Origin of the sequence: Paenarthrobacter sp. YJN-5, assembly GCF_015040095.1 — a bacterium.
GTDB lineage: Bacteria > Actinomycetota > Actinomycetes > Actinomycetales > Micrococcaceae > Arthrobacter > Arthrobacter ureafaciens.
Genome location: NZ_CP053544.1, coordinates 3,386,296 through 3,402,023, shown reverse-complemented (window position 1 = coordinate 3,402,023; position 15,728 = coordinate 3,386,296). Strand labels below are relative to the sequence as shown.

The window sequence follows — 15,728 nt, the reverse complement described above, 5'->3', positions numbered from 1 at the left end:
CGACCTCTACGCAAACGGAGAACTGATACACAGATGAAGGCCGATTCGCCCCATTGGAAGGTGATGGGCCCGCCGGCGACGCCGGAAGAGGACGCAGCCTTAGAGGCCTTCCGTAAGGTGCTGCCTGATGACGGTCGGACGACGGCTTGGGTCAATCTGACTTTCATTGACACTAATAACCGTACCGCCGAGGTTGACGTCCTGTTGCTTACTCCGGTGGGATTCTTCTGCGTTGAGCTCAAGGGATGGCACGGAACTATCACTGGCGACTCCCAACGGTGGTATCAGCCCGGGAAGACCCACGCGAATCCGTTCTTGGTGACGGATCGCAAGGGCAAGCGCCTCGCTTCGCTGCTTAAGTCATACGCGTCCAGCCCTCACATGGAACGAAGCGTCCCGTGGGTCAACGCGCTCGTCGTCCTGCACGGCCAAGGGTCCACGTTCGCGGTTGATCCCTCCGGCCGTGCCGGCGTAGTCAAACTTGATGGATATAACGTAACCTCAAAGCCCCCTTTGCAGAGCCTGAGCGAGTTCTTGGCGACGCCGCCAGCCAACCCGAGGGATCTTATCGATCCGCAGCGCACCCAACTCGTAAGGCACTTGTGCGACAAAGCGGACTTCCGGCCAACCCCGAAAACCCGGATGGTCGGCGATTATGTAGTGGCTGATTCCGACCCGGTCGCTGAGGGCGTCGACTGGCAGGACGTGGTAGTTACACACCCGAACCTGACCAAGATCAAGCAGCGGCTGCGCCTGTACGACGTACCTCCGAAAGCATCCGTGTCGGAGCGCAAGCGGATCGAGCAGCTCGCCCAGCGCGAGTATCAGCTCACCTTTGGCATCCGTCATGAGGGCATCGCCGTGCCCCAGCAGTTCCTGGTGACCGACGACGGTCCCGCCCTGGTTTTTGAATACCAGGAGGCAGAACGGTCACTTGATGCATTTCTCGACGATGAGGAAGGGAACCTCACGCTCGACGACCGCGTTGCGATGGTCGAGCAGCTGGGCGACATTCTCCGATTCGCGCACAACCGCCATCTGTTCCACCGCGCCCTGTCGCCGCAGCGGGTTTGGGTTCGGCCTTCGTTCAACGGTCCCCGTCTCGAGGTGCGTGACTGGTACTCGGCGCAGAAGGATCGCGAGACGGCCAATTCGACGAGCTGGACTGTCATCAGCCGTGGCGTGACCGATCTGCTTGGTGTCACAGGCGCTGAAGACCTTGTGTGGCTCGCACCAGAGGCGCGTCAGTCGGTCACCGAGGTGCCGGGCGCTCCCTTGGATATCTTCGGATTTGGCGCGTTGGCGTTCTTGATTCTGACCGGCAAGGCGCCGGCAATGACGATTGTCGAGGTCCAGGAGCTGCAGCAGCAAGCCGGGCGATTCGATCCCCGGACTGTAACCGCGGCCCTGCCAGACACGCTCTCTGAAGTCGTGGGCGACCTTACTTCGGTCGATGAGGAAGCACGTCCCGCTTCCATGGAGGACGCGCTGGAACTGATCAGGATCGCCTGGGCAGAGGTGCGCCGCCCTGACGACCAAGCCCCGCCTGAGGAGATCGCAGACCCGCTCGACGCCCAGACCGGTGACATGATCGGGGAGCGATTCCTCGTGGCCGGTCGCCGCGGTGAGGGTTCGTCGGGCATTGCTCTTGCTGTGCTTGATGACGCAGCAGGCGACGACAGAGAGTTCATCCTTAAGGTCGCCCGTGACGATGCAGCAGGACGGCGGCTCGACGCTGAGGCTGAAGTGCTGGGCGGGCTTGAGCACCCGCGTGTCGTTCGGCTCGTCGAGAGGCTCGAGCTCGGTGGCCGTAACGTCCTGCTGATGTCCGACGCTGGCAAAGAGACCCTCGCCTCACGTCTGGTCAAGGAAGGCCAGTCAACCTTGGAGCAGTTGCAGCGCTGGGGAACCGACCTGCTGGAGGCGATGGCATACCTGGTCGACGTAAAGGGCGTGTTCCATAGGGATATCAAGCCCGCGAACCTTGGCATCGCCCCGGATCCTGCGTACCGCAAGCCGCACCTGACCCTGTTCGACTTCTCGCTGGCACGGGAACCACTGGAGAACATAGCCTCTGGCACACCCGGCTACCTTGACCCGTTCCTGGGTAAGGGCCGCCGAATCCGTTATGACCGGGCGGCGGAGCTCTGGGCGGTCTCCGCCACGCTGTTCGAGATGGCGACGGGTGTACTGCCCTGGTGGCCAAACGGCGGGAGTGCCCCCGTGAACGCGGCTGACCGGCCGGTGGTCGAGCCAACGTCGTTTGACCCGGCAGTTGGCGCTCCTCTCGCTGAACTGTTCCGCAAGGCGCTGTCGCCGGACGTCAAAGAGCGGTTCGGCAATGTTGAGGACCTGTTGCGCGCCTGGGTTGACGTCTTCGCAAGCCTCGCTCTCGACGTCGACGCCCGGCAGAAGGATGATGAACTCGCCTCCCGGGTAACGCTCGAGACGTCGCTGGAAGAGTCCGGCCTCTCGGCCCACGCCCTGTCCGCTCTGCGTCGCCTTGACGGGATCGTGACTGTAGGGGACGTGCTAGGTGTGCATCCGGTCAAGATCAACGGCATTCGCGGCCTGGGGGAGACATACCGCAAGGAAATTCAGGCGCGAATTGCCCAATGGCGAACGGGGCTGCGCCACACCGACGCTGTACCAGGTGTGGAAGTGGCTCTCGGTGTGGATCGTGTCGTCGACACCCTGATCGAAATGCTTCCAGCCGCGGACAAGTCGCTTGCCCACAGCGTCCTAGGCTTGGGGGACGCTGTCCCGTGGCCCACGGCGGCCGAAATCGCGGCCAGTTTCCAGACGACGCGCGAACGGGTCATCGGTATGCTCGACGACGCTGTCGGTGAGTGGTCGAAAGTTAAGCCGTTCATTGCCGCTCGCAGCGAGCTGACCAACATCGTCGCAAACGCCGCGCGCGTCATGACTGTAGCCGAGGCCGTTGCAGCGATTGTAACCCTCCGAGGCTCTACGCTCGACGGTGCCCAGCGAACGAGCTACGGCACGGCATTGGTCCGGGCGATCGTCGAGTTCGATGCCCGAGACACTGAACCGCAGTTCGTCCTTCGGCGCCGGGCGGGCGCCAAGGGTGACCTGCTGGCGCTGAACGAGGACGCCGCCGCTTCGGATGACGGTGGCGCAGCCCCATCCAGCGATCTGCTCACCGAGCTGGCAGGCGAGCTTGGCAGCAAGGCCGATGATCTCGTTGCCGGTGGCGTCGCCGCCGCCAGTGCGGCGATCACCGCACTCCGTGGCGTCGTCAAAGACCTCGACGGCGATAGCCAGTGGCAGGTGACCGATGCTCGCCTCCTGCGATTGGCGGCAGCCGCGAGCCAGACGGCAGCAGTCTCGGGTTTTCAAGAGCTCTACCCACGCGCGCTTCCCGTCAAGGAAGCGCTCGAGCACGCAATGCGCGGCAAGCCCGGTCGCTCCATCAGCGAGACGGCGGTGCGGCGCACCCTAAGTGCGCGGTTCCCGCATCTAACCGAGCCGCCGCCAAGCTCCGACCGCCTCAACACCCTTATGCGCGAGCTGTACCCCGAGCTGGTGAGCAGCAACGGCGTATATGCGCCCAAGAGTACGGTCCTCTACAGCACGGGCACGGTCTCGACGACGCAATTTGCTGCTACACCTGTCGCCGAGGTCACACGGAAGCTCACTGAGTCGCTTTCGAGGCGTTCTGCCCTAACTCTCACTGTGGCCCCAAAGCGGTATCTTGCCACCGTCCGGACCCTTGCTTCGCAGTTCGATATTGAGGTGGTCGATGTCGCCGGGCTCGTTATCAGCTCGACCAAAGAGCAGATAGAGGAGGCGGGCGGTATTTGGAGCGGTTTGCTCGGCTATGACGCTCTGGACCGGGACAGCAAGCAGTGGAAAGCACTGGAGGGTGTTGTCCAAAAATCGGTCCAGCCCGTCTGGGAAGACTGGCTGAGCTCGAACCGGCCGCTGTTGCTGACAAACGCAGGCCCACTCGTCCGCTATGGAATGACTTCGTTGTTGGCCACCTTGCTGGATACTGGGACGAAGAGGCCCGCTGCCCGTTGGCTTCTGGTTGCTAAAGCCGGCGATGCACGTGCACCGCTCTTGGAGGGCCGCTCTGTACCGCTGGGCCCGAGTGGTTGGATAGACCTTCCTCGTGACATAACCCAGCTCGCAAACGACGAGGCCCTCAAACCGCACCACACAAACCCGACCGGAGACCACGCATGATCGACTCATCCACCCTTCTCACCGACCTCAAGGCGCAACTGCGGGCCCTGCAGGCCGACCTGAAGGAGCGGGCCGAGGATGCGACCAACGTTTGGGGTGCAGCCCTACAGAAGGATCACACCGAAGCGCTGCGACGCGAGCGAACAGGGCTGTCCTGGACTGCATGGCGGGACAACGAGGTCGATCAAGCTGCCGTCGCTTGGATCGTTGCGACGACGTTTATCCGGTTCTGCGAGGATAACGACCTTCTCAACGGGGCTACCCTCGACGGATTGCCTGTGCCAGTGGGCTGGATCGCTGGCCCCGGCGACCGGACCCGCCGCGCGCGGGAGAACCAGACCGCGTATTTTCGCCTCAACAGGAGCCACCATGACCGGGACTGGCTCCAGCAGTCCTTCCGGGTTCTGTCCGCCCAGCCCGCTGGAGCATCGCTCGTTGACGCCCAGCACAATCCGGTCTGGACGGCAGAGATCAGCGCCGAGGCCGCGAAAGGGCTTATCGGCTTCTGGCGCCGCACCAATGCTGACGACGCATTGGTGCACGACTTTACCGACCCCGAACTGGATACCAGGTTCCTCGGCGACTTGTACCAGGACCTGTCTGAACACGCAAAGAAGACTTACGCGCTTCTGCAGACACCGGTGTTCGTCGAGGAATTTATCCTCGACCGCACATTGACTCCCGCGATCGCCGAATTTGGAGTTGATGGGCTGAAGCTTATCGACCCCACCTGCGGATCGGGTCACTTCCTGCTAGGAGCATTCGAGCGTGTCAACCAGCAGTGGGCCGTCGACGCGCCCGGTCTGGACCCCAAGCAACGTGTTCGTAAGGCGATGGATTCAATCCACGGCGTCGATCTCAACCCGTTCGCCGTCGCCATCGCCCGTTTCCGACTGACGGTCGCAGGCATTTTAGCCTCAGGTGAGAATTCGTTGGTTGGTATAGAGGACTGGGGATTCCATCTCGCCATCGGGGACTCACTCCTCGGGGAGCAGGGCGTCACTGACAGTCTTTTCGGCGAGGACACTTATGCCTACGCCACCGAGGACCTCGGTGAATACGTCGACATCCTTAAGCCCGGGCGATACCACGTCGTCGTAGGGAACCCGCCCTACATCACCGTGAAGGACAAGGTCCTCAACCAAATCTACCGAAAGGCCTACAAAACGGCCGCCGGCAAATACGCGCTGTCTGTGCCGTTCATGGAACTATTCTTCCGTCTCGCGATCAGGGGCGGATCGGGTCAGGGCGCCGGGCACGTCGGGCAAATCACCTCTAACTCCTTCATGAAACGTGAGTTCGGAAAGAAAGTCATCGAGGACCTCTTCGCGGGGCATCACATCCACAACCCTGTCGATCTGACCAACGTCATCGACACGTCGGGCGCTTACATCCCGGGCCATGGGACCCCCACACTTATTCTCGTTGGACGACGACGCCGACCCGTTGCTAGCAAGGTGCGGGCAGTCCTCGGGGTTCGCGGTGAGCCCAGCACGCCAGAGGACGCATCGAAGGGCTTTGTTTGGAGCGAGATCACCGCGAACATAGACAGCCCGGGCTTCGAGGGCACCTACATCAGCGTTGCCGACCTCAGCCGAGACACTCTGTCGACCTTTCCTTGGTCGCTCAGCGGCGGCGGCGCTGTGTCGATGATGGCAATGATCGAGGGTGCGGCGAGAGGAAAGCTCCGCACGCAAATAGTATCGATCGGGTTCTCTGCTATTACTGGTGACGATGAATTTCTGACTGCGCCGAATCGTATTGCGGCCCGACTCCGCGAGGTGGGTGCACCTCCATTCGTGGTGGGCGATGAAATACGCGACTGGTGCGCTTCGAAGTCGCTTGTGTCGCTAGTGCCTACGGGACTTGACGGTGTTGCACTTGAGCCATCGGTGGAACTTGCCAGATTTCTCTGGAGAGGACGGACCGTGCTCTCCAACCGAAAGTATTTCGATAAGACGCCGAGCCAACGCGGCCTTCGATGGTTCGAGTACGCGATTCAGTTCCCGGCACGGAACGTGGCCCCTCGAAAGCTCGTGTTCGCTTCTGTTGCGACGCACAACCACTTCGTACTCGATTGCGGCGGAAAGGTCTTCAAGCAGTCCGCGCCGGTAATCACGCTGCCGGAGGACGCGACCGTTGAACAGCATCTCGAGTTGTTGTCAGTGCTCAATAGCTCTGTGGCGTGTTTCTGGCTCAAGCAGGTTAGCCACAACAAGGGCAGTACGGTTGACACCAGCGGCGCTCGGCAGACTCTGGCCCCATGGGAGGACTTCTACGATTTCACTGGGACTAAGCTTCAGGAGTTTCCGCTCCCTGAGCGCCTTCTTGGGGCGCGAGGTGCGGTCCTGGATGATCTGGCGCGTGCCCTTGACGCTGTGGCGCCAAGTTCCGTAATTGCCGATTGGCTCGGCGGCCGTGTAGATGGCGGGCTGGGGAGCTCTCTGGCCCGAGCGCATGAAGAGTCATCTGGGTTGCTAGAGCGTCTTGTCTTCGAGCAGGAGGAGCTCGACTGGGAGACATACGCCCTCTTTGGTTTGACGGACGAGTCGATGACCTATGAGGGTTCGCTAATCGATGTCCTTCGCCTTGGACAGCGCGCATTTGAACTCGAGCTTGCTCGGCGTATCGGGAGTGGGAAAGAAGAATCCGTCTGGTTCGAACGGCATGGGTCCGTCGCGATTCAGGACGTGCCTGTGGAGTGGCCCGCAGATTACCGAGCGCTCATTGAGAAGCGGCTTGCACTCATGGAGTCAGACCGGAGCATAGGCCTGTTGGAGCGACCGGAGTACAAGCGCCGCTGGGCGACAGTTCCATGGGACAAGCAACTTCGGGAGGCGCTGGAGGGCGCCATCCTTGACCGATTGGAGAACGCGGAGCTGTGGCGTGACTATCAGGGTCCCACCGCTCGTTCGGTGGCTCAGCTCGCGGACTTGCTGCGAAACGACAATATTCTGCTGGAACTGGCCAGGGAGCTGACAGGGAGCCCCGAACCAGATCTAGCGGCGGTGATCGCCGCACTTGCTCCAACCGAAGGTGTCCCCTATCTCGCGGCTTACCGGTACAAGCCTTCGGGCCTCGAAAAGTTCCGCGAGTGGCAGGCGGTCTGGGACCTGCAGCGGCGCGAGGACGCGGGGGAGAAGGTTACAATCCCCGTTCCGCCGAAGTACTCAACGCCGGACTTCCAGAAAGTTGACTACTGGAAGGCCCGTGGCAAGCTTGACGTGCCCAAAGAGCGGTTTGTGCTCTACCCGGGGGTCGGACGTGAGGGCGATTCCAGCCCCGTCTTGGGGTGGGCGGGCTGGAACCATCGCGACCAGGCGGTCGCGCTGGTCCGCGAGATCATGAATCAGCGGGGCCTCGGTGCTTCTGACGAAGCCATTGTGCCCTTGATCGCCGGGCTTGTTGAGCTGGAACCATGGCTGCACCAGTGGCATACCGAGCTCGAACCCGAGTTCGGGTCCAGCGCGGCGCAGGCGGTCACGAGCCAAATCGAGCAGTTCCTTGCCCAGTTGCAGATGACCCGCGACGATGTGAACGCGTGGCGTCAGCCCGCACCAGCGCGGGGGCGGCGGCGTACGGCTTGAGCGGCCTCAGATTCTGATGCCGTAGCCGAACAGAAACGATGTACCTGATGAACGGAAGTCTTCACCGATGAGCACACCCACCGCAGGCGCCTTGGCCATGATGCTGCGCGATGCAATCCACGTACCCGAGGCTGTCCACGACGATGACTTTGTCATGCGTATCCACGAGGGCGTCCCGGCAGCAGGGCAGACTCTCAAGGACTATGTCGTCACTGAGAAGATCGCTGAGGCCTTTGACGAGGGTCTGTCCCTGGTGAAGTCTGCACTTAGCCGAGGTAATGCCAAGGGTGCGTTCATACACGGCTCGTTCGGTGCAGGTAAGTCCCACTACATGGCCGTGATGCATCTTCTGCTCACCGGCAATTCAAAGGCCCGGGCGCTTGAAGGGTTGCAGGCCGTGGTGGCAGACCACTCGGATGTCTTGTCGCGGGCGTTCCTGGCAGTCGATTACCACCTTATTGGTGCCGAGTCATTCGAGAGTGCACTGTTTTCTGGATATATCAACACCGTAAAAGCGAAGCACCCCGAGGCTGCGGCCCCGGTGCTCCATCAGAGCGACTTGCTATTCCAGAATGCCCAAGCGCTGCGTGCACAAATTGGCGATGAGGTGTTCTTCTCGAAGTTCGAGGCCGACTTTGACCCCGTACTCGGCACCCTCAGCGAGGGCGGACTGTCCCCTGCCGAGCTCGACGCCGCTGCGGATGGCAGAGCCAGTGAACGTGACCGACAAGATGTGGCCGCGAAACTCGTGGAGACCTACTTCCCGGCTTACACCTCCACCTCAGCCTGGCTTCCGATCGACCAGGGCCTCAGGATCATGACCGCTCACGCCAAAGAACTAGGTTACGACGGACTGGTGCTGTTTCTCGACGAGCTGGTGCTGTGGCTCGCTAATCATCTCCGGGACTCAGCATTCATCCAGAATGAGACGTCCAAGGTGGCCAAGCTTGTCGAGACCGGATCGGGGCAGATGGCAATTCCGATGATCTCCTTCGTCGCCCGGCAGAGGGCGCTGAAGGAGTTCCTCGGAGGCGGCAACGTTGGCGCCGAGCAAGTCGCACTCGAAGACTCGTTTCAATGGTGGGAAGACCGATTCGACAAGATCACCCTCGCGGCAGCAGACCTTCCCGAGATCGTCAACAAGCGTTTGTTGACCCCTACGTCTGAGACCGGTAAGAATGCCCTTGCTGCAGCCGTTGCCCGAGTGCGGGCAAACCCCACAGACTGGAAACACCTCCTCACGGACGCCGCCGGCTCGGGCGCGGTCGATTTCGCAAAGGTATACCCTTTCTCCCCTGCCCTGGTGGATGCCATGGTCGCACTGTCGGCCATCATGCAGCGTGAGCGCACCGCGCTGAAGATCATGAGCGAGCTGTTGTACCGCGGGCGGGATGAGCTCACGGTGGGAGATGTCATTCCCGTCGGTGACCTGTTCGACGTCGTCGTTCTTGGTGACGCGAAACCCCTAACGGATGACATGGTCAAGGTGTTTGAGGCCGCGGCCTCCTTCTATCGAGGCAAGATGCGCCCATACTTGTTGGAAAAGCATCGCGTCAGCGACGTGGAGGCCCGGACTCTCGACCGCGACCACCCGTTCCGTCGCGAGGACCGCCTCGTCAAGACACTTCTTGTTGCCGCGATCGCCCCAGCGGCTACTTCGCTGAAGGATCTGACAGCCTCCAAGCTCGCTGCACTCAACTTCGGTAGTGTCGTATCAATGTTCGGCGGCAACGTCTCCGGGCAAGTTGTGACGCTGGCCACCGAATGGCAGGGCAAGTTCTCTGAGATCACCGTCGGCTCGACCGCGGACCCTGTGATCAGCCTCCAGCTGACAGGCGTGGACTTCGACGCGATCCTTGCGCACGTAACACAGGAAGACTCCCAGGCGAACCGCCGTCGGCTTATTCGTGACACGCTCGTGGCCGAGATCGGCGCCGCTGCCACCGGTTCTTACGCGGGCGAGTACAGCATTGACCACGTTTGGCGGGGGCAGAAGCGCATGGTCGACGTCGTCTTCGGCAACGTCCGAGACAAAGCGGTCATGCCTGTGGAGACGTTGAAGGCCTCGGACGGCCGGTGGAAGCTCGCGGTGGACTTCCCATTCGACGACCTGGATGACCGTGGTCCGTCAGATGACATTGAGCGCATATACACGCTTCGCCAAGACGGCATCGTCAGCGACACCATCGCGTGGGTTCCGCACTTCCTGACCACGCAGCGGATGGAAGACGTAGGGAAGCTCGTGCAGCTCGAATACCTGCTCACGGGCGACCGGTTCGACCAGTACTCTGCCAACCTGCCTGTCAACGACCGCGAACCGGCTCGGCGACTGCTGACGAGCCAGCGGGACTCATTGAGAAGCCAGCTTGGCGCCCTCTTGCGGCAGGCGTACGGTGTCGATTCTTCAGCAAACGACGAGAACATCGGCACAAAGCTTCCAGGATCGAACTTCGTTACCCTGGCCGAGGGTTTCACTCCGACCCAACCCTCGGCAGCGACCCTGCGGGATGCTGTTGTCGGCGTGCTGGGCTCGGCGCTGACCGCCCGGTACCCTAAGCACCCGGAGATCGAGCGCGGCACTGAGGAAGTCCGCCGGACCGAGCTGAATGCGGTGTTGGACCTCGCACGCAAGGCGGTGGACGCCGGCGGTCGATTGGCTGATGTTGACAGGGCCACCGGCACCCGGGTACGCCGCGTGGTGACTGCATACGGCGTAGGAACATTGCGTGAGAGCACCTATGCCCTGGATGCACAGCATTTCGGCTTCTTCGATGAGTTCACCCGCGTCGCGGGCACCGGCGACGTGTCCGTCTGGACCCTGCGCGGGGTGCTCGCCGAACGTGGAATGACGACCGACGCCATGGACCTGCTGGTACTCGCATGGGCGAAAATCACTGACCGGGAGTGGTTCCGGGCGGGCGCCCGCACACAGGAACCGGCAATCGGGGGGGCCACGCCGGACATGCTCCTGCGCGAGCCCGTGCTGCCATCCGAGGATGAATGGCAAGTAGCCATGACCCGGGCCAAGTCGATCTTCGGCGTCGGGGCCGACGAATACCACCTTTCCACTGCGTCACTGCAGCGTGTCAGTGATGGGCTTCTCGCAAAAGTGCGCCCTGCGGTAAGCACGACCGCTGATGCAGTGACGGAATTGACGAGGCACCGCGACACGCTCGGCCTGGATGAGACCGCCCCGCGGTGGCAATCAGACACCCGCGGCCGGGACCTTGTCGCGGTACTTGCCGCAGCCGAAGGGCCAGTGGCCAGGATCGAGTCACTCGCCCAGTTTGACCTGCCAGCCGAGCCCCAGGCCGTTGCCAGATCGATCCGTACCTCGGGCGATGTCTTGGCCGCGCTTCGCGGCGCCAACTGGGGTCTGATCGATAAGCTGCCGACGCTGGGCGGTCAACGCGCGGCTCACGCATTGACGCAACTTCGAGGAGTCGCAAACCAGGCGGAACTTCATGCCGCACTTAAGCCTGCCCTGGATGCTGCAGCTCACGAAGCGACCGAGGCCCTGGTGGAGGACCCAGACGAAATCGAGCGCCGACAACGGGAGGACGCGGAGCGGCGCCGCCGCGAAGAAGAAGCACGGGCGCAGCGCGAAAAGGCCGAACAGATCGCGGCTGCAGAGCGAGCTGCCCGTGAGGTGGAGCTGCAGAAGGAGCAAGAACGGCTCGAGGCCCAGCGTCGCCAGCAAGAAGAGCGCGAGGCGGACATTGCGCGCAAGCTTGCCGAGCTGGATCAGATCCGGCTCGAGGCAGACGAACGCAAGCGGCAGCGGATGACCGAGAAGAGCCAAGTCATCGCTCGTGTGGTCGAGATCCAGGAGATCGGGCGGAAGATCAGTGATGAGCTGGCCAACCCGGTTCAGGGCAAGAAGCTGCGTGTGAGCTGGAGGTGGGAGTGAACAGCGCCGGGCATGGAGCCACCCGCACGGTCGCCGTCTCCGAGGCGCTGGTAAGGTCCCGAGCAGCCGAGCTCATCAAGAAGGGCGGCGAGTCTCGGGTTCTTGTGATGCGCGCCCAGCCACGGTGGTTCGGCGAGGACCTTACTGTTGACGGTCACCCTGTCCGGGTGGTTGAGGGCATCTCCCAGCTGGCGATCCTCGATGCTTATGCCGCTCAGACCGATGGCGAATATCTGGTGGTGCTCACTGACCGGCCACGAACCGACCTTGGCGACACCGTGCTTGCCCGGGCCTACCACCAGCAGATCGAAGACCCGGACGAATGGGGGAGCATCCCGGCACTGTTCGGCGGAGCGCGTGAGGTCAGCAGGGAGCTCCGCCGGCTCGACTGGGCGGCCGCTGCTCTGCTTGACCACGAGCCCGCCGGCGGCTGGGCGCCGTCGACGGACCTTGCCGTCTCCGCCGAGCACGCCATCGGCAACCTGCTCTCACACCTGCTGGAAATCGATTCGGCCCAGCTGGACGGTGTCATCATCCTCACTTCACTGAGCAACGGGTCTCGTGCTTCCTGGTCCGCGGTGGATCCGACCCTGCAGAACCACCTGATCGAGTGGGGCGAGCAGGAATACGGGGCCGCGGCTGGCTTCGCGCTGCGAACAACGGCCGTCCCCGGCGGGCTAGTCAAACCCCTCGCCCTCGGGCTGGCCGTCGACGTGCTGTGGCCCAGCCCCGCCGGTGATCTCACTGAAGAGCAGGTGGCCGCCCGTACCAGACTGCTCGAGCGCTACGTCGGCGGCAGGTCAATCACGCCGCTCCAGGCGCGGGAGATTGCAAACGCATCGGTATCTGCTGTGTTGAGGGTTTCGCGAGAGAGCGATCCGGAGGGAAGACTCGGCGTCGTGCTTGACCAAGCTGAGGCTCTTCTTCGCGACAACCTCGGGTGGCCTGCTGGCGCAGAGCGCTCATCCATCCTGCGTCCCGGGTTCACCGCTCGGCTTCGTGTGCTCGCCCAGGCATTGGATGAGGGCTCCTCCGTGGAAGAAGCCCTGACCGGGGTTCTTGACCATCGCGAAGCAGCTCACTCTGACCGGGACGTTGCACCGCGGATGGCTGTCCGGCTCTCCCGCTGGCTGACTACGAGTGAGCAGGACACGCACAGCTTCGGAGCTGATTTGCAGCGGCAGCTCGATGACGGGGCCTGGGTTGACGCTGCACTTGGCGTGTTGTGGAGCGGCTCGTTTGATTCAGAAGTGGGTGCTGCATACGGGAGGTTGATCGAGCGCGTGCGCACCCGGCGTCGTACTCGCGATGAGTCAGCTGCGATGCACTTGGGCGACTCGCCCGCAGAACGGTCGCTCGCGGAACTGCTGGCCAATGGGGTAGGGCTCGGAGTTGAGGACATTCTTCGCGTCGTCGTAAATCCATGGAAATCTTTTGGCGGCGTGCTCATGGTGGTATTAGACGGGATGAGCGCGGCAGTCGCCGTCGATCTCGCCACCGAGGTTGGGCGTTCTGGGCTCGTCGAGTGGGTCCCTGCCGTCACCAAACGCCGGCTTGCAGCTGCGGCCGCCTTGCCGTCGATGACGGGGATCTCCCGCACGAGTCTGCTGTGCGGCGAGATTCGCGGCGGCAATTCAGCGATCGAGAAAGCCGGTCTGGCCGCGGCGTTTCCAGGCGCGCGGATGTTTCACAAGGGTGAGCTGCGGGCCCCAGGCGGGGTACAACTCGCGGAGACTATCGCATCAGCGATCGCCGACCAATCTGTTCCGGTGGTGGGCGCGGTGATCAACGTCATTGACGACGCAACGCATAAGAACGACACTGCCGGCCGGCCGTGGACAATAGGGGATCTGGAACCGTTGCGGGGACTCCTCAATGCGGCATCGATCGCCGGACGCACGGTCGTGCTCACCTCCGACCACGGCCATGTCGTCGAGCGGCAGACCGAGATGCTTCCCGCTGTAGCTGGCGGCGATGCGCGCTGGCGCCCTGCAGCTTCGGGACCGGTCCAGGATGGCGAGGTGTTGGTGAGCGGGCCCCGTGTCGGGCTCGAAGTTGCCAAGGCCGTGCTCCTTTGGCGAGACGATGCGCGTTACGGGCCGGCTCGGGCCGGGTATCACGGTGGCGCGTCATTGGCGGAACTGACGGTTCCGGTGCTGGTATACCAGCGGTCTCTGGCACAGTCGGCGCCAGAGGGCTGGGAAGCAGCGCCCCCTCAGGCGCCTGCCTGGTGGAACGACCCGGTCATCGATGCGCCGCCAGTGCCCAAGCCCCGGGCGGCGAAGAAAGCACCCGAGAAGGCCCCCGCGGGTAAGACGACTCCCACTCTGTTCGAGTTCGATGAGCCGCATGTTCCGGTCGAGGCGAAGCAGGACGACCTCATAAGCCGAGTGCTCGCGTCGACGGTCTACTCCGAACAGATGTCGCTTGCCGGGCGTGCTGCTGCCGGTGCCGGGCCGCTCGTGGAAACGGTGCTTCGCGCCCTCGTCGGCCGGGGTGGAAGGGCGCATCAGGACACGGTCGCATCGGCCGCCGGTTTACCGTATGCCGGTATGGGGCAAGGGCTGGCGGTGGTCAAACGCATCCTGAACGTCGAGGGTTACGACATCTTGTCCTACGACAGCGACGGTGAGACCCTGCGGCTCGACATCGGCTTGCTCAAAGATCAGTTCGGAGTGTCGTGATGACGGATATTGCGATCAGCCCGCGACGGCGCCGCGAAATCATCGATGCTCTCCGTCGAGGCACCGTGCCGCAGCAAGGACTCGACATCATGGCCGTTGGACTTGGCGGCTTCGAGGCCGCGATCGACGACGAGCTGGACGCTGTAAAAAACGGCGCGGCCCAATTTAAGGCCGTCCGGGGTGAATACGGCTCCGGCAAGACATTCTTCTCCCGATGGATTACGGAGCGGGCAAAGAAGAAGAATTTCGTGACCGCCGAGATCCAGATCTCCGAGACTGAGACGCCGCTGTACAAACTGGAGAAGGTCTATCGGCGGGTAGTGGAAAACCTTTCGACGCCGACGGTGTCGAGTGGCGCCTTCAGCGATGTAGTCGATGGCTGGCTGTATGTGCTCGGGCAGGACGTGCAGTTAGCTGGTCTTCCTGACGCGGCTGACCTCGAGACTCGGACCGATGAGTTGCTCGAGAAGCGCCTCGCGTCGGTTTCAAAGGAAGCGCCGGCGTTTGCGATGGCGCTGCGCGCCTACCGCCAGATGAGTGCGAGTTCGAATAATGCCGAAGCGGATGCCCTTCTCGCGTGGCTCGGTGGTCAGCCGCACGTCTCTGCAAGCGCTCGCCGGTCCGCGGGGGTTCGAGGCGAGCTCGACCACTTTGGCGCGCTGGGTTTCCTCCAGGGGCTTCTGACGGTACTGCGCGATTCGGACTACGCGGGGCTCGTCCTCGTCTTGGACGAGGTCGAGACGCTCCAGCGCATGCGATCCGACGTGCGGGAGAAGTCGCTTAACGCATTGCGCCAGCTCATGGACGAAGTCGACAGCGGACGTTTCCCGGGTTTGTACCTCCTTATGACCGGCACGCCGGCTTTTTACGACGGCCATCAGGGCGTCCAGCGTCTTGCACCGCTCGCCCAGAGGCTGCAAACGGATTTTGGGACCGATGCGCGCTTTGATAACCCTCGCGCGGCACAGATCCGTCTGCATGGCTTCACGCCTGACTCGTTGGTGGAGCTTGGCAGCAGGGTCAGGGACATCTACGCCGCGGGGACCGTGGCGAGCGAACGCATCCACGCGGTAGTCGGCGACGCCTACATCGCTGACCTGGCGGCTGCCGTCGCCGGAGAACTGGGCGGCCGGACCGGGGTGGCCCCTCGTGTTTTCCTCAAGAAGCTGGTTTCCGACGTGCTCGATCGCGTTGACCAGTTCCCTGACTTCGACCCTCGCGAACACTACGAGCTCACGCTCGGCGCCTCTGAACTCACCGAGGTCGAGCGGGAAGCTCAGACGCGCGGTGATCTACGCGCTGCGTTGTCTGTCGACGACGTCGACTTAGGCTTCTAGC

The 15,728-nt window shown here is 62.7% G+C and carries 5 protein-coding genes; all 5 read left to right on the top strand.

What is annotated here, in order from left to right; translation table 11 throughout:
• Nucleotides 1–33 precede the first annotated feature (33 nt).
• The 5 genes from pglW to brxD all read left to right on the top strand — a co-directional run bounded on the left by pglW (nt 34) and on the right by brxD (nt 15,727).
• Nucleotides 34–4,209 (top strand): BREX system serine/threonine kinase PglW, encoded by a 4,176-nt coding sequence (pglW, locus tag HMI59_RS15780; protein WP_193591826.1) that lies wholly within the window; start codon nt 34–36, stop codon nt 4,207–4,209.
• On the top strand, nt 4,206–7,796 hold the full coding sequence (gene pglX, locus HMI59_RS15775) for a BREX-2 system adenine-specific DNA-methyltransferase PglX (RefSeq protein ID WP_193591825.1): 3,591 nt from the start codon (nt 4,206–4,208) through the stop codon (nt 7,794–7,796). The genes pglW and pglX overlap by 4 nt, the downstream gene beginning before the upstream one ends.
• Nucleotides 7,797–7,863: 67 nt before the next feature.
• The gene (locus HMI59_RS15770; RefSeq protein ID WP_193591824.1) at nt 7,864–11,706 is read left to right on the top strand and encodes a DUF6079 family protein; all 3,843 of its coding nucleotides are present in this window, start codon (nt 7,864–7,866) and stop codon (nt 11,704–11,706) included.
• Entirely contained in the window at nt 11,703–14,390 is a 2,688-nt protein-coding gene (gene pglZ, locus HMI59_RS15765; RefSeq protein WP_193591823.1) for a BREX-2 system phosphatase PglZ, read from the top strand. The genes HMI59_RS15770 and pglZ overlap by 4 nt, the downstream gene beginning before the upstream one ends.
• Nucleotides 14,390–15,727 carry a BREX system ATP-binding protein BrxD gene (brxD, locus tag HMI59_RS15760; protein WP_193591822.1) on the top strand — a complete coding sequence of 446 codons (1,338 nt, stop codon included), beginning with the start codon at nt 14,390–14,392 and terminating at the stop codon, nt 15,725–15,727. The genes pglZ and brxD overlap by 1 nt, the downstream gene beginning before the upstream one ends.
• The last annotated feature ends 1 nt before the right edge of the window (nt 15,728 follow it).

Coding starts and splice junctions, on each gene's coding strand:
- pglW (WP_193591826.1), top strand. CDS start 34: ATGAAGGCCGATTCGCCCCATTGGAAGGTGATGGGCCCGCCGGCGACG.
- HMI59_RS15770 (WP_193591824.1), top strand. CDS start 7,864: ATGAGCACACCCACCGCAGGCGCCTTGGCCATGATGCTGCGCGATGCA.
- brxD (WP_193591822.1), top strand. CDS start 14,390: ATGACGGATATTGCGATCAGCCCGCGACGGCGCCGCGAAATCATCGAT.
- pglX (WP_193591825.1), top strand. CDS start 4,206: ATGATCGACTCATCCACCCTTCTCACCGACCTCAAGGCGCAACTGCGG.